The 19,195-nt window shown below is 37.3% G+C and carries 19 protein-coding genes; 15 read left to right on the forward strand and 4 right to left on the reverse strand.

The window, feature by feature from the left end:
- Positions 1 to 2: 2 nt before the first annotated feature.
- The 4 genes from ACOMCU_RS07370 (at position 3) to ACOMCU_RS07385 (ending at position 4,172) form a co-directional block, all read left to right on the forward strand.
- On the forward strand, positions 3 to 1,274 hold the full coding sequence (locus ACOMCU_RS07370; RefSeq protein ID WP_421049791.1) for an FtsW/RodA/SpoVE family cell cycle protein: 1,272 nt from the start codon (positions 3 to 5) through the stop codon (positions 1,272 to 1,274).
- Between the two features lie 236 nt (positions 1,275 to 1,510).
- Complete coding sequence (locus ACOMCU_RS07375; protein ID WP_010860901.1) at positions 1,511 to 2,509, forward strand: alpha/beta hydrolase; 999 nt, start codon at positions 1,511 to 1,513, stop codon at positions 2,507 to 2,509.
- Positions 2,509 to 3,180, forward strand: a complete 672-nt coding sequence (locus ACOMCU_RS07380) for a response regulator transcription factor (protein ID WP_421049792.1) — start codon at positions 2,509 to 2,511, stop codon at positions 3,178 to 3,180. Before ACOMCU_RS07375 ends, ACOMCU_RS07380 begins: the two co-directional genes overlap by 1 nt.
- Complete coding sequence (locus ACOMCU_RS07385) at positions 3,177 to 4,172, forward strand: sensor histidine kinase (RefSeq protein WP_010860899.1); 996 nt, start codon at positions 3,177 to 3,179, stop codon at positions 4,170 to 4,172. The genes ACOMCU_RS07380 and ACOMCU_RS07385 overlap by 4 nt, the downstream gene beginning before the upstream one ends.
- 139 nt (positions 4,173 to 4,311) lie before the next feature.
- Here ACOMCU_RS07385 and ACOMCU_RS07390 read toward each other — a convergent pair whose 3' ends face one another.
- Positions 4,312 to 5,187, reverse strand: coding sequence for a LysR family transcriptional regulator (locus ACOMCU_RS07390; protein ID WP_421049793.1), 876 nt, complete (start codon positions 5,185 to 5,187; stop codon positions 4,312 to 4,314).
- Positions 5,188 to 5,338: 151 nt separating this feature from the next.
- Here ACOMCU_RS07390 and ACOMCU_RS07395 point away from each other — a divergent pair, with 151 nt between their 5' ends.
- The 6 genes from ACOMCU_RS07395 to ACOMCU_RS07420 all read left to right on the forward strand — a co-directional run bounded on the left by ACOMCU_RS07395 (position 5,339) and on the right by ACOMCU_RS07420 (position 10,899).
- Entirely contained in the window at positions 5,339 to 6,535 is a 1,197-nt protein-coding gene (locus tag ACOMCU_RS07395; protein ID WP_421049794.1) for an MFS transporter, read from the forward strand.
- Between the two features lie 107 nt (positions 6,536 to 6,642).
- Positions 6,643 to 7,041, forward strand: a complete 399-nt coding sequence (locus tag ACOMCU_RS07400; protein ID WP_421049795.1) for an SRPBCC family protein — start codon at positions 6,643 to 6,645, stop codon at positions 7,039 to 7,041.
- 362 nt (positions 7,042 to 7,403) lie between these two features.
- Positions 7,404 to 8,120 carry a toast rack family protein gene (locus tag ACOMCU_RS07405; protein WP_421049796.1) on the forward strand — a complete coding sequence of 239 codons (717 nt, stop codon included), beginning with the start codon at positions 7,404 to 7,406 and terminating at the stop codon, positions 8,118 to 8,120.
- A gap of 488 nt (positions 8,121 to 8,608) precedes the next feature.
- Positions 8,609 to 9,151 carry a sigma-70 family RNA polymerase sigma factor gene (locus ACOMCU_RS07410; RefSeq protein ID WP_354472575.1) on the forward strand — a complete coding sequence of 181 codons (543 nt, stop codon included), beginning with the start codon at positions 8,609 to 8,611 and terminating at the stop codon, positions 9,149 to 9,151.
- A complete protein-coding gene (locus ACOMCU_RS07415; protein WP_421049797.1) occupies positions 9,135 to 10,238 on the forward strand; it encodes a DUF4179 domain-containing protein in 1,104 nt (367 codons plus the stop codon). The genes ACOMCU_RS07410 and ACOMCU_RS07415 overlap by 17 nt, the downstream gene beginning before the upstream one ends.
- 136 nt (positions 10,239 to 10,374) lie before the next feature.
- The gene (locus ACOMCU_RS07420) at positions 10,375 to 10,899 is read left to right on the forward strand and encodes a tubby C-terminal domain-like protein (RefSeq protein WP_354472573.1); all 525 of its coding nucleotides are present in this window, start codon (positions 10,375 to 10,377) and stop codon (positions 10,897 to 10,899) included.
- Positions 10,900 to 11,031: 132 nt separating this feature from the next.
- Here the strand turns inward: ACOMCU_RS07420 and ACOMCU_RS07425 are convergent, their stop codons facing one another.
- The 3 genes from ACOMCU_RS07425 to ACOMCU_RS07435 are packed head-to-tail and all read right to left on the reverse strand — an operon-like array spanning position 11,032 to position 14,818.
- Complete coding sequence (locus tag ACOMCU_RS07425; RefSeq protein ID WP_421049798.1) at positions 11,032 to 13,500, reverse strand: ABC transporter permease; 2,469 nt, start codon at positions 13,498 to 13,500, stop codon at positions 11,032 to 11,034.
- Positions 13,501 to 14,229: an ABC transporter ATP-binding protein gene (locus tag ACOMCU_RS07430; RefSeq protein ID WP_421049866.1), complete on the reverse strand. Its 729-nt coding sequence runs from the start codon at positions 14,227 to 14,229 to the stop codon at positions 13,501 to 13,503.
- Positions 14,230 to 14,281: 52 nt separating this feature from the next.
- Positions 14,282 to 14,818, reverse strand: coding sequence for a sigma-70 family RNA polymerase sigma factor (locus ACOMCU_RS07435; RefSeq protein ID WP_010860890.1), 537 nt, complete (start codon positions 14,816 to 14,818; stop codon positions 14,282 to 14,284).
- A 323-nt stretch (positions 14,819 to 15,141) separates the two neighbouring features.
- On the opposite strand from ACOMCU_RS07435, the gene ACOMCU_RS07440 reads away from it, so the two are divergent.
- From ACOMCU_RS07440 to ACOMCU_RS07460, 5 genes are all read left to right on the forward strand, one after another.
- Positions 15,142 to 15,342 (forward strand): hypothetical protein, encoded by a 201-nt coding sequence (locus tag ACOMCU_RS07440; protein ID WP_010860889.1) that lies wholly within the window; start codon positions 15,142 to 15,144, stop codon positions 15,340 to 15,342.
- A gap of 22 nt (positions 15,343 to 15,364) precedes the next feature.
- Positions 15,365 to 16,423, forward strand: coding sequence for a DoxX-like family protein (locus tag ACOMCU_RS07445; RefSeq protein ID WP_010860888.1), 1,059 nt, complete (start codon positions 15,365 to 15,367; stop codon positions 16,421 to 16,423).
- Positions 16,420 to 17,031, forward strand: a complete 612-nt coding sequence (locus ACOMCU_RS07450; protein WP_010860887.1) for a DUF4166 domain-containing protein — start codon at positions 16,420 to 16,422, stop codon at positions 17,029 to 17,031. The genes ACOMCU_RS07445 and ACOMCU_RS07450 overlap by 4 nt, the downstream gene beginning before the upstream one ends.
- Positions 17,000 to 18,562, forward strand: coding sequence for a YndJ family protein (locus ACOMCU_RS07455; protein WP_421049799.1), 1,563 nt, complete (start codon positions 17,000 to 17,002; stop codon positions 18,560 to 18,562). The genes ACOMCU_RS07450 and ACOMCU_RS07455 overlap by 32 nt, the downstream gene beginning before the upstream one ends.
- A 74-nt stretch (positions 18,563 to 18,636) precedes the next feature.
- Positions 18,637 to 19,074 (forward strand): hypothetical protein, encoded by a 438-nt coding sequence (locus tag ACOMCU_RS07460; RefSeq protein ID WP_421049800.1) that lies wholly within the window; start codon positions 18,637 to 18,639, stop codon positions 19,072 to 19,074.
- Positions 19,075 to 19,195: the final 121 nt, after the last annotated feature.

Below are 19,195 nucleotides of genomic sequence, written 5' to 3' on the forward strand. Positions count from 1 at the left end.
TGATGAAATTACTTGATACATTTATACAACGGGTCACAAGTTATATTCATGCAAAAGATGCACGTATCTTCGTGGCGGCAGAATTAACACAGCACATCAAACAAGCACAACAAACATGGATAAAAAAAGGATTAACTGAAGAGGATGCTCTAAAAAGAGCGATTGCAGAAATGGGTAGTCCGGCAACACTAGGAGAGTCTTTAAATAAAATCCATAAACCTAAAGTGGACTGGTTATTAATTGGTTTGCTTGTCACAGTAATGGCGCTTAGTTTTTTACCTCTACTGACACAGACAATGTTTAGTCCTGATCTATTTATGAGAAAGTTGCTTTTTATTGTATTAGCTATCGTTCTTGTAATAAGTATGATGTTTTTAGATTACCGAAAGTTGCAAAAGTATGGTTATGTATTTTTTGGAATCGGAACGGCTATTTTGCTCTTGCTTTATTTGTTTCCAACAGCATTTATCCATGGTCATCCGGTGTTCGTCATTAGTCAACTAAGAATTGAAAGTACGATGGCTATGCCGTTTTATGTCATTGCATGGGCAACTTTGTTTCATAATCGGACAAATCTGTTCGTGTGTATCGGTCTATTTGTCACGTCTCTTTTATTATTTGCTATGAATGCGCAAACAGTGGCTTTATTTATGTGTATAGTGTTAGTTGCCATGCTTTTCTGGTGCAGTACTTTTTCAAAGAAAATTAAACTAATTGTAACAGGGATTGGCTTTGCGTTAGGCAATGTATTACTTGTATTCTTTGGGACGACAGCACGGCAAATCGAACGTATTACCGTTTACTTCGACCCTGCGGAGTATGCGGAAGGAAATGGCTATTATTATTTGCTGCTTCAAAATATAATTTTGCAAGCAAAGTGGATTGGGGCAAGTGATAGCATGGCAATACCAGTGCAGCATACTAATTTCGTATTGGCAAGTGTGATTCAATCGTATGGTTTTGTAGTTGCCATTGTTCTTGTGATGATATTATCACTATGTGTTATTCGTTTATTGATGGTTGTACTTCGTGTTCGTGATTCATATGCACGGTTACTTATTGTTGGCGGTGTGACGATTTTTTGGGCACAGTTTGTATATCATTTCGGTATGACATTCGGTTATTTACCAATTGTAACGATGCCGATGCCATTTATCAGCTACGGGCTGATGCCTACAATGTTAGGTGCGTTTACTATAGGACTCGCACTAAGTGTGTGGCGGAGAAAAAGTTTATATGTGGAAACCTATGATCACTTAGACGATTCTATATAAAACAAATTAGAATTCTTAAGCTTATAGAAGCGTATCTAGCACCTAAGTAATATAATGCCTGGTGAAGCCAATGATTCAGGAACATCAAGGAAGCTGACACGATTTCGATGTTAGCTTTTTCTGTTTCATGTAAAATAAGAATTGTTGTGAACGACGATTTCAGCAAATACATAAAAATTAATTAGAAATTTATTTTTCTTGTTTATCCTTTCGTTATAAGTGGAAAGGAGAATTCTATGAAAAAAATATTCAAAGTAGTAAAGAAAATGACAATGTGGTTTTTAGCGGTTATCCTGCTCGGTATAGTATCCATATTTAGTTATCATCACTATCAATTAGCTAAGGAATCTGCACTAATTAAAGGTAAGGGGTCAATTGTTAAGATGCATGACAACAATCTGAATGTCTATAACGAGGGTGATGGCGAAGACACTTATGTATTTATGGCTGGTTCCGGTATTGCAGCCCCTGTATATGAAATGAAAGGGCTGTATAGCAAGTTTTCAAAGGAAAATAAGATTGCCGTCATGGAAAGAGCTGGGTATGGCTACAGTGATGTGTTTAACGACGACAGGGATATCGATACAATTTTAGAGCAAACAAGGGAAGCGCTTATACAAAGTGGAAATAAACCTCCGTACATTTTAATGCCACATTCGCTATCAGGTATGGAAGCAATTTACTGGGCGCAAAAATATCCACAAGAAATAAAGGGAATTATTGCTATAGATATTGGTTTACCAGAGCAGTACGTAACGCATAAAATGAGTCTAGTTGATTCATTGACTGTGAGAACAATCAATATGTTAACAAAAGTTGGTTTGCATCGACTCGTTCCTTCAACCACGTATAATCCTGAAGTGATGAAGCAATCTTTTTTAACGGAAGAGGAAAAAGATATATATAAAGCGCTGTCTTTTAAACAATTTCTTAATAATGACATGAAGGAAGAGTTATTGCATGCTTACGAAAATGGTCAGAAATCAATAAATCTTCCAATGCCTAAAGAAACACCGATTTTATTTATTGATGCCATTGCTGAACAATATAAAAATTCGAAATACACTAAACAAAAAAGCAAAGATTATCAAGATTTTGCCGAACAATTAGACATGGCTGAAGTCAAAGAAATTAGTGGCACACATAGTATTTATTTGTATAAGCCTGATGAGATATATGATCTTAGCAAAGCATTTATCAAGACAAAAATTGAAAAAAATGAAGGGCTGATGTGATGAAGGGTTATAATATTTTAATTATTGAAGATGACTTAATGATTGGCGATTTGTTGCAAAAAATTTTGCAGCGTGAAGACTATCATGTATGTTGGAAAACGGATGGACAAGAGGTACTGACAATCATTCCACAGATGGATTTAGTCATCATGGATGTGATGCTACCAGGTGAGGATGGCTATCAACTAACAAAGAAAATCAAAAAACTAGGATTAAATATTCCTATCATTTTTCTATCTGCACGCAATGATATGGATAGCAAACTTCAAGGGTTAACTGTTGGAGAGGACTATATGACGAAGCCATTTGATCCAAGAGAGCTACTACTAAGAATGCAAAAAATGTTAGCACAACAGTATGGGACGTTTTCGCAAATTAAACATCTTCATATTGATGCAGACGGTAGAAAAGTATTTAATAGTAATCTCCATAACGAAATTGCTTTCACGGCAATTGAACGTAAAATTTTCTTTTATTTATTTGAAAACAAGGATAGAGTGTTAACGAAAGATCATTTCTTTGACTATTTATGGCCACTTGAAGATAGAAATCAAAATATCGTCAACGTCCACATAAAGAAAATACGCACTAAAATTAATGATACATCAGGTGAAATTCTTCAAAATATTTATGGAGAAGGGTATAGATTAAATACTTATATAAAAAAATGAAATTAACAACAAAATACCAGTTATTATTATTTTCAGCGATCATTAGTGTGCCATTAGTCTTATTAGTGATCAGCATAGTGATGTCAATCATTTATGATTTGGCGTTTAAGACAAAGAATCAGGGCATTCCTTTTCATGAGTCATTTGCCTATCCGTCAATGCTAATCGTATTTTTCTTATCGCTCCTGATGTTAGCCTTTTTATTTTCGAAATCGATTAACTCGTTACTTACTAAAATAAATATATTAAATAAAACTATCCGTAATCTAGCAAGTAATGAAAACATTCCAAATACGTTGGCTGTTCGAAGCGAAGATGAAATAGGACAACTCATAAAGTCAGTCAATATTTTGATTGAACGCACAACGTATCGAGAGTTGGAGCTTAAACAACAGCAAGAGTTGCAAAAGGAATTGTTAAATAAGCTAAGACATGATATCAATACACCTTTAACAGCGATCAGATTACAATTATATTATCTTGAAGATACCTACAAGGATCAGCCTGAATTAACACAATCATTGTACAAACAAATTCAATATATTGCTGATTTAACTAATGAATTTAATGTGCAATCTATGGATACGTTAGAGAATTCTTATATTGTCAATGATGAAGTGAATCTCCATCATTTATTGGGGACCATGTTGAAAAAATGGAGTTACTTATATAGTATTCATGACATTGAATTAGTCTATCAGCCACTCGATACAGATTTAGTATGGATGAGTAATGATTTGTGGATACAAAGGTTATTTGACAATGTTTTTCAAAACACCTTGAAACATTCACATGCTACAAAACTTGAGATAAGCATTGAAAATGGCATGGTCTGTATGAAAGATAATGGCATTGGCTTTGATCGTAATAGAATAAATACAGGATTAGGGTTAAAAATAATTGAGGATATTTCAAGTACGCTTCATATCAAATATACTTTACAGTCGAATGAAGGAGGCACAACATCTTGCTTTAGCTGGGAAATTGTCTGATAAAATTAAAAAGTTTGGTGATAAACTTCAAAAATTGTCCGATAAATTTCGGTAGTAGAGCGATAATTTTGTCAAAAAGTTCACAGGCACTGTTAAAAGCCCATTTGATGTAACGTTGATCAAATGGGCATCATACAAATCATAAACCTTCGTTAGCTGGCTCCAGAATAGATTCAATGACGTTTTTCAGTTGCATAATTTTAGGGTCATTACTTTCGTTCTTTTTGTAAATGAACACGGTTTTGATCATATTTTCTAACTGTTGTAATTTGTAATAATGTATTTCTGAATAATGATAAAGGTCAATCAGCTTTGTATTTAACACAGCAATGGTATTATCCATTTGCAGAAAATCTAGAATACTACTAACGGATTTTATTTCTTTCATATTAAATGGAATTTGATTGTTTTTTAACCATTTGACGACAGCACGCGTATACATACAACCTTTACTTAATACTAACAGCGTAAGCGTTGGGCGTTCATTAAAATGAATAATATGCCTATTGTTAGATATCACCTCGAATGTTTCAGTAGCTATGATGTCATAGTTAAGGTCTGGATAGATTTTAATCGGTTTACTAGTAAGTGCACAATTCATTTCAGCGTTGTGTACTTTTTCATTCAAGGAATTACTAGATTCTACGGTGAAATCAACATCTAGTGCAATGTTCTTTGTATGCAAGATATTGGCGATAGATGCACCGTAAATCTTTATTGTTGTATGGGATGCGCCACAGCTCACCTTCGTTGTCATTTCTTGTGAACTAATGGCTTGTAAAAATTCTTCATATTCCTGTGTAACAAGCTGGAGAAAGTTCCTATATTGAATACCGACCTCAGTAATTTTTAAGCCCTGAGGTGTACGTTTGAAAATGGCTTGGCCGATTTCTGCCTCCATTTTTTTCACTTTAGATGTCAGGGCAGATTGCGTATAGTTAGTGATTTCAGCAGATTTACTTAAATTTTGACGTTGTAATAATTCAATTTTTAATGCAATTTCTTCGATGTTCATATAGCATGTCACACACCCTATTAAAATTTTTGATGGGTTCTATCATTTTCCTCCATTTTACGCGTTGTCGTATCCAGCGTAAACTCTAGATAACTTAAAATTATACTGAACAAATAAATCGGTATAGTGCAGAGATATTGGAGGAGCTTGAATGAATACTTATTATAGATGGTTCATCGTATTGGTGGCTACACTTTCTCAAACAGCAGCAACTTTTGTGACATATGGGATGGGACCAATCGCTACATTTTATCAAATTGAATGGAATTTATCTTCACTACAAACAGGATTCATCGTTTCAGCTGTGAATTTTGGACCGATGTTTTCCATGCTAGTATTTGGTCATTTAATGGATAAAAAAGGAGAAAAGCAAATAATTGGCTGGGGGTCTATTTTATTAGGGCTCTCTGCATTAACACTTGTGATGGTAAATCATTATTCGGTGTTGTTACTGTTATTATTAGTGGTAGGAATCTGGTATGGAAGTGCTCAAACTGGGGGCAGTACGGCCATCGTCAAATGGTTTCCCGACAAACATCGAGGGCTAGCTATGGGTATCCGACAAACTGGAATTCCAATAGGAGGGGCCTTGGCATCTGTCATCCTCACTTATACGTATAATCATTTTGAGTTGTCTGCCGTACATATCGTGCAAGGCTTTGTAGCCATTGCTGGAGGTATTCTTTTCTTATTAGCGTATCAAGAACCAAAAGAAACCGTAGTGTCAGTATCTAAATCCGTATCTTTTAAAGAAAAAATGATAACTATTAAAAATAATAAAGTGCTTTACCCCATATATATCGTAGGCATCACGATGATGTCATTACAGATGATACTCATTGCTCATTTTATGAGTTATTTGCATCAGGAAGGCAGTTATTCATTAATCGATGCTGGGATGTATTTAAGCTTAATATTACTAGGCGGTATGATAGGAAGAGTAGTCATTGCATGGGTGAGTGATCAATTCTTTGAACACAATAGAGAAAAATTATTGTTCATAGTGATGGTTTGTACAGTTGCTTTTACCATAATGTTGCCGTTGGTCATGAAAATGGAAATTGTAATGCTCTTATTTTGTTTCCTCTTAGGCTTCGTAGCAATCGGCTGGTATTCATTGTTTATAGCTTGTGTTACAGAGCAATCCAATCCAGGTTATGTAGGTTTAACAGTGAGTGCTGCTTTAACTTTAAATCAAATTTTTATCGTTATTGCGCCAACTTTTTACGGTTTCATGGTAAATGTATTGCATAGCTATCAGGTAGCGTTGAATATTGTAGCTATCGCCGTAGCATTAGGTGCAGTGAATTTATATAGAAAGACAAAAAGTACAAATAAAAAAGCTTAGTTATGGATGCCATCTAGGATAATCTTGAGGTTTTGGAACGAAATGCTTAAAATGTGTTAAAATGACCATTAATCTGAAAAAGCATAATGCTGCTAACGGAGGAATCTATGATGGAGTACAAAGAAAATAAAAGTTCAATTTCGATTGATGTAAGTCTTGAGAAGGTCTGGCATGCCATTACGGATGCGGAGCTGCTAACGAAGTGGTATGCGCCAGGTTCAACATGGGAAATCCCTCGTTTAGAAGCAGGTGAACAGATTATTTTTACGTTAATGCCGAATAGTCATAATCAGTTGACTGAAAAGTTACCGATGACCTTAACGATAGAAAATGTAAGTATTCATCAGCAATTTTCATTTTACTTAGACATTCCTGAAACGTTAATAGCCATCTCATTGGCAGATGACATGGGAAAAACAACTGTAACATTCAACACGAGCGGTTATGAGGCATCACTCGCAAATTTAAAGGCTTTGTTGGAGGGAAATGAAATCCCTTTTGTGTAATGGAAAATCGATTCATTGTTCATCGGCCTCACTACAACAATGATTCTTCGGAAATGACCATTAAAGCTGTTAATCACTCCATTCTTTATAAACCATTAGAAATCTTTGTCTATCCAGACAGATGAAAACAGCTACTTTCACTGAACCCCAAATCGTGAACACTTCAAAAGTGATCTGATTTGAGGTTCAATTTTTTTGTTAGATTGCATATCAATGAAGTGATGCATAGGGAGAAAATCGTTTAATGATTACTTTCTACGTCTTAGGTCTTAGATGAAGTTAAAGCGGAGGGTCGTTTTTATAAATTTAAGATTTCGATAAAATGGATTTATTGGAATATTATATATATGGAGGGAATTAATTTGAAGAAATTTATTGGTATTGGTTTAGTTATGAGTGCTTCATTGCTTGTTCTATCAGGGTGTAATTCATTCATTCCAGGTAAAAACAAAGAAGAAGCAATCTTCGTTGAAAAGGATAAGGCTGAGAAGTTAGATGTGGAATTAAATCTGGGAGTAGGGGAAATGACGGTTACAAAAGGAGCGAAGGACTGGGTAGAGGGGAGTGCCCAATATAACATAAAAAAATTGGCACCCAAAGTTAGCTATGATCTACATGGGCAAACAGGGGAAGTGGTTATAGAACATAAAGGCTCCACTAAACTTGGTATGTCGAACATAAAAAATGAATGGAATATAGAGCTAAATGATGACATTCCAATGAATCTTTCAGTTGATACAGGTGCATCCATGACAAACCTTGATTTACAAGGCTTGCAGCTCGAAAAATTAGATATTGAAACGGGTGTAGGCGATCTTTATATCAATTTAGGCGGAGATTGGAAAAAAAGCTTTGAAACGAGCATTGAAACTGGTGTTGGCCAAACAACGGTCACTTTACCATCGAAAGTCGGCGTAAAGCTTACAACTGAAAAAGGAATAGGGTCTTCGAGTGTGGAAGGGTTTATTTCAAAAGGTAAAGGTATTTATGTAAATGAAGCATATGAAAATGCTGATATCGTGCTGGAGGTACATTCAGAAATAGGCATTGGCGATGTTACCTTTAAATTAGATAAATAAAGTGAAACTCCAATCCGTGGGAGTGTATTTCATCCCCCGGATTGTTAGTTGAACCAATGGGCTTTTTACGGCCAGTGTACCAGTTGAGCGACTTACTGACCGTTAAAGCGGGATAAAGTGAAACTCCAATCCGTGGGGGTGTATTTCATCCACCGGATTGTTAGTTGAACCAATCGGGCTTTTTACGGCCAGTGTACCAGTTGAGCGACTTACTGACCGTTAAAGCGGGATAAAGTGAAACTCCAATCCGTGGGGGTGTATTTCATCCCCCGGATTGTTAGTTGAACCAATCCGGCTTTTACGGCCAGTGTACTGGTTGAGCGACTTACTGACCGTTAAAGCGGGATAAAGTGAAATTTAGTAGGCTACTGTTAAAGCAGTAGTCTATTTTTCCGTTTCACAACTATAGGACAAAAAGAAAAAATGTTAAAGTGAAACCTTTTGCTTGTGTTAAAGACTCTAAGTATTGAAAGGAGGGGGAAACTAGCATGGAACATGATTTATCTATTGTGCATCAAGCGATTGCAGGAAACAAGGAAGCTTTTGAACAGCTCCTTCGTTTAGAGGAAGAAAAGTTATACTATACAGCACTTTCTTATGTAGGGCAAAAAGAGGATGCACTCGATGCTATTCAAGAAACAGCATGTAAGGCTTATTTAACTGTTAAACAGCTAAAGCATCCAGAATTTTTTTCGACATGGCTGTTTCGTATATTAATACATGAGTGTTATCGTTTGCTAAAAAAAGGGCAAAGAGTCGTTCCTTATGAAGAAAGTGAACTATTAAAGCGGTTAAATCATCAGTCCAATGAAGTCGAGAACCCCATCGATCTATCGGAAGCCTTACAGCAGTTGAGCCACGACCATCAAATGGCACTTATTTTATATTATTATCATGATTTACCGATTAAACAAATTTCACAATTGATGGATAAGCCTTCGAGCACAATCAAAACGTATTTACATCGTGGAAAGAAACACTTAAAGCGAGAATTAGAAAGGAGTGCAACGTACAATGAAAAAGTCATTTAATCACAATAGTAGCCTTCCAGAATTCCCGAGAGACGAGGTACGAACAGCGATTACAAAAGGTATTCAACGAGCAGAGGAGCAAGCAAATATGAACAATGCACCATTACAAAAAACACGAAAAAGTAAAAGAAAACCATTGGTATATGTGGCTAGTGCGGCAGCAGCGTTTGGGATTATGATCGGCTCAGCATATGTATCGCCAACATTTGCTAGTACTTTGGCACAACTGCCGATAGTGGGGTCCGTGTTTGGTGACTCTGGCTTACTTGGGCTAAAACAGGCTAGCGAACAAGGTTTAACAAAAACGGTTGGCGAAAAGCAAACAATCAATGGTATTTCTGTAACTGTCGATGAAGTACTTTATGATGACACAAATATTACTGTTGGTTTTAAAATTGAATCGGACAAAGAATTAAGCAACGAGTACTTCGGTGCAGGCATGGATCTAATGATGAATGGGAAATTTCTTAGCGGATCGGGAAGCTATGGTGAAGAGAATATAAGCCCGACGGTTCGTACAGGTATTACCACTTATAATGTCACAGACAATATGCCAAGTTCTTTCGAATTGGGCTTGATTTTAGAAGGCAAAGAGGGCGAGAAATGGGAATTTTCAACACCTATTAAAAAGATTGTCGATATCACACATCTACCAGTGAATCATCAGCAGCAAGAGGAGGGTATTCAGCTTGATGTTTCAAGAGTATCATTTAGTCCTTCTGGTGTAGGCCTTTCATTTGAGGCATCTGAAACTGGAAATATTGATAATTCTCAACTAGGGGCTTCTTATATTGAATTCCGCATAACGGATCAATCTGGTAAGGAAATACCCTCACATTCAGGAGGCACAACAGGGCAATTTAATGACGGTGTTTGGGTCTTCAGTGGTAATAGAACCTTTGATCCAATTTCAGAAGATGTTTCAAAATTAATTATTACACCTTATTTAATGCTCCCTACAGGTGGGTCTGGTATGCAAGTTCAACCGAATGGGCAAGAAACGAAAATCCTATTTGATAAATCATCTCTGAAAGAGGTTAAATTCCAACCATTTACAGTCGAAGTACCATCCCAGGTTCATCATTAAATCGGAATAATATAACGTCAAATACAACATCCCGATAATCTTTAGTAGGGGCGAATTGTATTTGGCGTTTATTTTGTGTTAGTTTAAAAGAGGTAACTTTACACTAGAAGCGAGTGTTTTTGAAGGAGCGAAAGTATTGAAAACTTTTACATACACACAACCTGTGGCAATTGAATCAACAGAGGTTATTCATGTTTTAAATGGAGCGGGGGAAGTATCATCTACTGTTCAACGGATTTACACAAATGGACTAAAAAAAGCTTTTGATCGTACAATGGATTACCGATATTTCGTACGTTTTGATGCAAGCGATGTTGACGGACAGCCACTTTTCACATGTAAAAAAATGTCGCGTCGTGGTCGTGTACATTTTCGAGGAAAGGACTTTGTGACGGGAAAGGACTATATGATTGCCTATGATGGCTGGCAAATAATGATTCCAGATTTAATCATTACAGACGGCGAGCAAAAAATAACACTTAATAAAGAGATGGAGGACTGGTCAGTATTTTTACTGAATGAACAGCCAATTGCTCGCTGGCAAGCAGTTTTTCGGGATACGTATTTTGATATTACCCTTCAAATTGAAGAAACTAGCCCAATCCAGCATGAAGCCTTTTTTATTGCCATTGGACAGGCTGTGTTATTTGTAGGTGCATGATAAATTGTAGATTTTGGGCGATAAATTATTGAAGTTGGGTGATAAATTTCGAAATTGTAGCGATAAATTCAAAAACATGTTCGATAACTAAAAAAAGCCCTCGTCTTTGAGGGCCTAAATGAATCTTTCTACTTACATATCTACAATTTCGTTTGCTAATTTTTGTCGACTGATCCAGTAACCTTGTAATGTAAAGACTACGAAGGTCGCTAGTAAAAAGACCACACTAGTAATCCCTAATGTGAAGAAATCATAAACCATTGGTGCGTCAACGTCAATAAAGGCAATCATCCTTGTTAAGAGCAGACCGAGGAATATACCAACAGTCAGACCATAAAGCACAAAGGACAGTACTTGCGTTAAAATCAACTTCATTAATCCATTTGGTGAAAGACCGATTAATCGCTGAATCGCATAATCTCCTCGTTTTGCATAGACAGAGTGAAGCAGAGTTTGTAATACCCCTAAACAACTAGCGGCTATTAGGATAACAAAAACACCAACAAATAGATTCCAACGCTGGTAGAACATGTAATTAGACTGTTCAATCATTGTCTCTTTATCGCTAAATTGAAGTGCTGGCCATCGCTCTTCTAAATAAGCAAGCTCAGTGAATGCCTGCTCCGTTTCACTTGCTTCCACCATAATGTCGGTAATGATTGTTTTATCAATGGATGTCAGGAAAGATGACCAATCCACCATTAAATCTGAAGTATTGATAGGAGCGGAGGTAATGCCTACAATTTCTAATTGACCGACTGGCATATCCTGCTGCGTAGCATTATCATAAGTACCCACCGTCAAGTTGTCACCAAGCGATAGTTGATGTTTTTTTGCAAAACTTTCCGTTATGATTAAACCATTTTTTAAATCATCTTCAATTGCATTTAATTTCCCTAATTGAACAAATTTCTTGACATCAATCGTTGTATAGTTATCTGATAGCCAATCATCTCCTATTTGAAGGGCTATATAAGCATTGTTACTTTCCATATATGCATAGGATACGCTCGGCAGCGATTCAATTTCATTGATCAAATCCTGTGTAATGGTTGGATCATTTAATTCATTTTTAATTTTCAACGATGTCTCATATTGAGAATTAATAAAGGCCAGTTCGTTGTGTTGAAGTGTTTTAAACAGGGAGCTACCGAATATTAAGATCACCATTAAACCTATGATGCTAAGCACTATTGGCATATTTTTGCGTACTTGAGGCATCAGTTGCTGACAAGCTAAATAAGCTTCTTTACCGAGTGCTGAACGAATTGGTTTCAATGAAATTTTTAATAGAGCAGTAAATAAATACGGCATCATGTAAAGTAAAATGCCACACACTAGTAAAGTTCCAATCAAAATCATCAGTGCACTTGGTCCGCTCTTATCAACTACCTGTGCATTGACAAATAAAAATAAGGCTATAATTCCAGTGCCACTTACGACAATCGTTTTCCATCTTTTCCATTGTAAGCCCTGGTCTTCGTTATCTGTTGCGATTTGCAAAGGCAATAGACTCGCGCTTTTTTGCACTTGCCATTTTGTTACAAATTGAAGCAATAAATAGCTGGCAACTGCGATAACGATGATGAGTACAAGAGGAAGTTCCGTTTTTGCACTTGGTAATTTCATGAAGCTGATGAGTTGTGGCAGCCATAATTTGATGACTAGTATACTGACAGACATACCGACCAATACGCCAAAACTTATAATAAGTGACAATTGCAATTGGACAATTCGTTTTACTTGATGGCTCGTTGCCCCAAGAGCCCGTAATTCCATAAGTTGTTCTTTGATTTTGTAAAATAATAGCTGGAACGTAGACAGTAGCAAGACACTTGAAATGAGTAAAATGAATACAGAAAGCACAATCATAAAAATCATTAATGCTTGTAAATTTTCTTTATAAAAATCATAGTCACTCGCTACATCCACACGTAATGTTTCATCTAGCTGTTTTATTTCCATGCCAATGGCAGTGGCAACATTGGCATCTGTTTTAATCAGTGAAAACATAGCTGCTGTTTGTTCATTACTATCGCCCATCCATGTTTTCAAAATATCGTTTGGCAACAGGATGATATTTACGCTATCGGTCCCTTTAATGGGCTGTAAAATTTCTTGAATAGTAAAATCGCTTGTTTCGATATGAATCGTATCTCCGACTTGTTTATTGAAAATTTGCGCGACATTTTCAGAAATAATAACATCCTTTGATGTTAAATTAACAGAGAAATGATAACGGCTTTTTACTAAATCGTCATTTTCAACGCCTACCGTGTAAATAGGCGCTTTTTTTTCATTTTCTACCGTTGTATGAGCTAAAGATACGCTTGAAACCTCCTTGACTCCTGGTAATGACTTAAAACTCGCAATCTGTTCATTGGTTAGTAATTTATGCTGCTCTGGGTTGTAACCGACCATCAAATCCATTTCACCGAATAACGCTTGAATGTTTTCCTTCATTTGGTTATTGGCATTCCAGATATAGACGCTCATGGTCATCACTAGGCAAATCGCAATGGTGATGATACTAATACTCGTTAGTACATTTGTCCAAGCTGCGCGAAAAAGCTTGAGTGCAATGGTACGCATCGTAAACATTTACACATCACCTCGAGTAATTAACTTGAATTTCGATAAAATACAGTCTAAATCCTCAGCGCTATGATTGTTGTGATAAGAATCGACAATGGCCCCATCATGGAAGAATAATACACGATTCGCATACGTTGCCACGTAAGGATCATGCGTTACGAGTAAAATGGTCTGAGCCATATTTTTTTGGAGCTCGACAAGCAGTTGTAAAATTTCGTCGGTTGTGTTGACATCTAATGCACCAGTTGGCTCATCCGCTAATAAAATAGGGGGATTCGCAATAATGGCACGAGCGATGGCAACACGCTGTTGTTGGCCACCTGACAGTTCCGTTGGTCGATGCTTAGCCCAAGCAGCAATATTTAACTTTTCCATTATTTGTTGGACACGTATTTTGATATCTTTACTTGCTACATCATTTAGAATAAGTGGTAATGCAATATTGTCTTCTACCGTTAAATCTTTTAACAAGTGGAAAGATTGAAAGATAAAACCGATGTTTTCTTTTCGGAACTTTGAGGCATTAGGTTCTTGATAAATGTTATGTGCTTCTTTACCAAATAAAAACAATGCTCCTTCGGTTGGTTCATCAATGGCACTAATCATATTGAGCAGTGTACTTTTTCCAGATCCACTTGTCCCCATAATAGCTACCATTTCGCCTTGATAAATCGTACAATGAATATTTTTTAACGCATTCACGGTATGATGCTTTTGCTGGAATATTTTTGACATGCCTTCGACCCGCAAAACTTCCGTTAGTCGTCTTTCCGGAATTGGAATCGTGTCAATGACTTCTTTCAATGGATTGTACCCATTCATCTATGTATGCCCCCTTTAATTGTTGGCGTAAAGCCTGCAAGCCTCTACGAATATGCGTTTTTACAGTGCCCTCAGGACATTGTAAAATCGAAGCAATTTCCTTTACAGAGTAGTCTTGATAAAAACGTAATAACAGCACCGTTTTATACTTTTCCTCTAACTTGCACAGCGATTGCCATAAATCAAGCTCTTCTTCGATATATGTAGGTGATGTGCTATTGATATCTTCCAATGTATGTGGCTCCACAAGATGGACAGCATTTTTTTTGGCAATATATGTTTTACAGCAATTGATAATAATGCGCGTGAGCCATGTAGAGAAATAGTGGGGTTCTTTTAACTGTGGCAACCCCTCATAAGCACGGATTATGGTTTGTTGAAAAACCTCGACAGCCTCATTTTCATTTTGTACATAGACATAAGCCATGCGGTACAATTTATGCTGCTCTTGTTCAATGAGCTGGTAAAACGCTTGTTCATCACCATTTTTGGCAAGCTCCACAAGTGATATTTGTTGTGTTGTAATGAAAAACGCCTCCTTCCGACTATTAGACTTCGCAACTCATCATTTCGATTCAAGTTTTTTCATTTATTTAATAAAATTGGATGAATCCCTTTCTGCTATACTGACAATAACAGTATAATTTATTATGTAAAGAATGGAGGATATTGTTAACGTGATCGATAAAATGGTTTATCACCACAATAGATGACAAGGAAGTAAGAACAGTTAGATTCACAGAGCAACATAAAATTAACGACTATCTTAGGATATTATCAGAAACGACGTTTAATAAAAATGACGTAGAGGAAGATGGTACAAATGTGGCTTATCAATCATATGAGGTGCTGCTGAGAAGCAATAAACGTGGAACTACGTTACATTTGTCTGTTGATAACGGCGGGAAGTTATTATATTTCAATACAAATGAAAGAAAAAGAAGCAGGAGTGGTTCGTTCATTGTAAAAGATCAGTGGCTTTTTGAAGCAACTAACAAGCTTGTGAAAGAACATCAGACGGAGTGATACCTACAAGGAGGTAATAAATATGAAGAAAAAGCCCATTTATGTGGAAATTGACATGCAAGCACCTATGGATGATGCTTGGGCCTATACGCAAAATCCGAAGCTGCATGAGCAGTGGGATTTACGCTTTACCTCTATTACTTATATGGAAAAGAAATCACCGAATGCACCGCAACAATTTACATATGAAACAAAGGTTATGCCTGGCTTGACGGTTAGTGGTTGGGGAGAAAGTAAAGGAGAACATCATAAAGAAGACGGCACGAAGACCTCCTCCTTACATTTTGGCACACCTCAAAAAATTTCGCCCATAGCGGAAGGGAAGGGATACTGGCAGTATATTCCCTATGATAAGGGGCTGACATTTTTAACGCAATATGACTATGATGTGCGATATGGTAAATTAGGCGTACTGTTTGACTTCGTATTTCGTCCATTGATGGGCTGGGCTACAGCGCTTAGCTTTGATGTCCTAAAAAGATGGCTTGAGAAAGGGGAAAACCCACTTTCCCAATATCGACGCTTCTTTTTAACAATGCTCATCAGCCTGCTGTTTTGCTTTGTGTGGTTATATCACGGACTAGTTCCAAAAGTGATGGTGCAACACCCCGATGAAGTCATGATGGTAGAGAAAATGTTAGCTTACCCGAGCGAAGATGTGGTTGACCTGAGCTGGAAAGCAGTTGACTCGAGCGGAGATGCGGTGTACCCGAGCGAAGAGCGGACTTACCAGAGCGAAAATGCGGCTCCCGCGAGTGGAAAGGCGCCACACCTGAGTAATGCTGACCATCAAATGAGTACCGCAACTACAATCGTATTTTGGATAGGTATAGCTGAAATGCTTTTTGCACTGTGCTGGCTATTTCCACGAGGGAAACGTTTTCTTTTTGGTGCCCAAATTATCCTATTTCCACTGTTGACAATCAGTGCTGTTGTCGCTGACAAAAATCTGGCAGGTGCGCCGTTTAATCCGGTGACTTTTAATGTAGCATTATGGGTACTTTCAATCGTGGGCTACATTCTCAGTAAAGATCTTCCGAGTGCAAAAAGCTGTAAACGAAAGCGAGGGCAAAACACATGACAATTTATCAGACCTTATTAGGTGAAGATTTTAAGCGTCTGCATCCGATGTTGCAACAGCGCTATGCATTACCGATAGATAGACCTTTTTTTGCAACGGGTGTCATGCACAAAATTGAATCGGGTGCAAAATGGATGCGTCCATTTTATACGCTCGCTACACGAACAAGATTTTTATTTCCAGAATCAGGTGAAGATATACCTTTCTCCATTCGTAATACTAGTCGAGTACTGCCTAGTGGCGAGTTGGAAGTGTTATGGGAACGCAGTTTTTATTTTGCGACGAAGACGAGGTACTTCGATGCAAGGATGACGATTGACCCGGTTCGAAAAATAGTAAGGGATTACTTAGGTTCACCAGCTTTATTTTATTCTGATTTGCATTTTGCCGTAACAAAAGAGGGGCAATTAGTAATTCGTTCAGGTGTACAACGATTTGTCCTTTCTAACATAGAATGTCCAATTCCAAAGACTTTGGAAGGACGAGTAATCGTAGAAGAAGGATTTGATGAGAAGAGAAACGTTTTTACCATCCATGTCTCAATCCATAATCCGTTGTTTGGGAGGTTGATGATGTATGCTGGTGAATTTACGCAGCAATCTATGTAGCCCTGTTTTGCTGTTCGGGTTTGTGCTGTCGCTTATCTGTTATTTGTTTAGCAAACAGCCTGATTATTTATTGCTACTGACAATTGCACAATTGTTTTTTGTACCTGCAACGCTGAAGATGGTACTGCCGTTCAAGAAGATAGGGAATGGCATGATGGCTAGTATGATGCTAGCCATCACACTTCTTCACTGGTGGCCAGATGGAGGCTTGGCTATTGTACTTGCGTTCGTTTATGTGATTTATACGGCTTTTATTGCCCTCCATGGTGTAAGAAGATTTTTACAGCGTGGCTTTACAAATATTGCTGAAATTGCTATTGATATGGGGCTCATCTACTTATTTGTCGGCGGGCTTTGGTTTTTCGCTTTTATTGCTGATTTAGATACAGGATTCTCCCCATTGATAACGTGGTTAACAGCAATTCATTTCCATTACTCTGCCTGTTTATTGGCCATTTCTATTGGGCTGTTTGGCAGACTACACAAAAGCACATCGTATAGTGCGGTGGTAGTTATTTTATTAGCAGGACCAATACTCGTAGCATTAGGTATTACTTTTTCAACGAGTATAGAAATTGTGTCAGTTGGACTTTATATTTTTGCAATTTATTGCTTATTTATTCTTGCCATTAAAACAGGCTTTCCACGCGCGCAAGGGTTGTTATTACGTATTTCATATGGCGCACTCTGTATAACGATTTTATGGTCTTTACTTTACGCTTTTGGTAATTTCGCTGGAGTTTCCTTTGTGGGTATACCTGATATGTTACATTTTCATGGTTTGATGAATTGTCTCTTTTTTGGTGGTATTGGCGTTGTAGCTTGGGCAATAGAAGTTCCGAAAACTACACATCACAATTTCACATTTCCAGTTAGTCAAATTCGAGGGAAGTTACGTGTATCTGGCGATGCGCATCCAGGCTTGGTCGATGCACTGAGCGATTTTATTGATACAACAAAACTACCAGCAGCCCTTCCACACTTTTATGAACAAACAAATGCCTACCGTTTGACGGCATCTGTCCAATGGAGTACTTGGTTTAAACCATTTGCGCTACTCTATCGGGGGATAAGTCGTTGGATGCAACAATTGAATTTGCCCTTCACTCGTAAACAAATGGAGATGACAGGGGAAATTGTCAAAGTAGATGCTGAACAAGATGGGCGTTCTGCACCAAGAGCATGGATTCGTAAAATTGAACAGCAAACGACATTTGTGGCGATTTATTCCAAGCATACGACAGCACAAACTACGTATATGAATATTGCGCTACCGCTACCTTTTTCAACCATGATAGGCGTTTTATATTTGTATGAAAAAGATGGCCAATTGCATATCACGAGTGCTCATGAAGGAGATGCAGGAATCTATCTAGCAATCAGCCATTATTTGTTTAAGCTACCATTGCATGAGTATTTCATCATTACGGCAACAAATGATAGAAATTTAACAGCAATTCATACGATGCGTATTTTGGGGCTGCCATTTTTACGAATAGACTATCAAATTGAACGAACAATTAATAGCTGACTGTTAGAAATTGCAGGACTATGCCAGCATGACAGCGAAAGACATAGATAGAAAGATATAAAAGGGGTGGTTAGGTGCGTTTAACAAAAGGGATTTCAGGCTTTGATGCAGAGCATTTGATTGAACAGGAGATGCGGTCATTTCAAGCTATGGTCTATCATCTTGTAACGAGTGAACAACGTTCGAAAGTTATGCAATTTATGGATGATCCTCATGTTGTTTATATGCAGGCTGACATTCAGCTAGACAATGAGCAATTGACAATTCTTCATCATCGACTCATGCCGTATGTGGCGTTTGCTATGAGTGATAAAGAACTGAATTTTCGATTTTTAACAAAACTCAACTTACACAAATACTTTCCAATGCGCAAATGCCTAGAGGCTGAAGTGTTAAACAGTTTGCTTACACAAGATAAGGAGCTTCATAGCTTATCTGATGTGGAATGGAACTACGCAGCCTATTTTAAAAGTGAGACATTAGGGGATGTTATGTTTAATTATTGGGATTAAATTCACATAGCAGTTGCGCTATTCAACAATTCTATTCGCTTTCCATTCTTATAGCTAAAAATCTTCAGTTCCGTTATTTAGACGAAATTGGAGATTTTTTTATGGTGTAAACATGGAAGGT

Origin of the sequence: Lysinibacillus sp. UGB7 (assembly GCF_049058285.1) — a bacterium.
Classification (GTDB): domain Bacteria; phylum Bacillota; class Bacilli; order Bacillales_A; family Planococcaceae; genus Lysinibacillus; species Lysinibacillus sphaericus_B.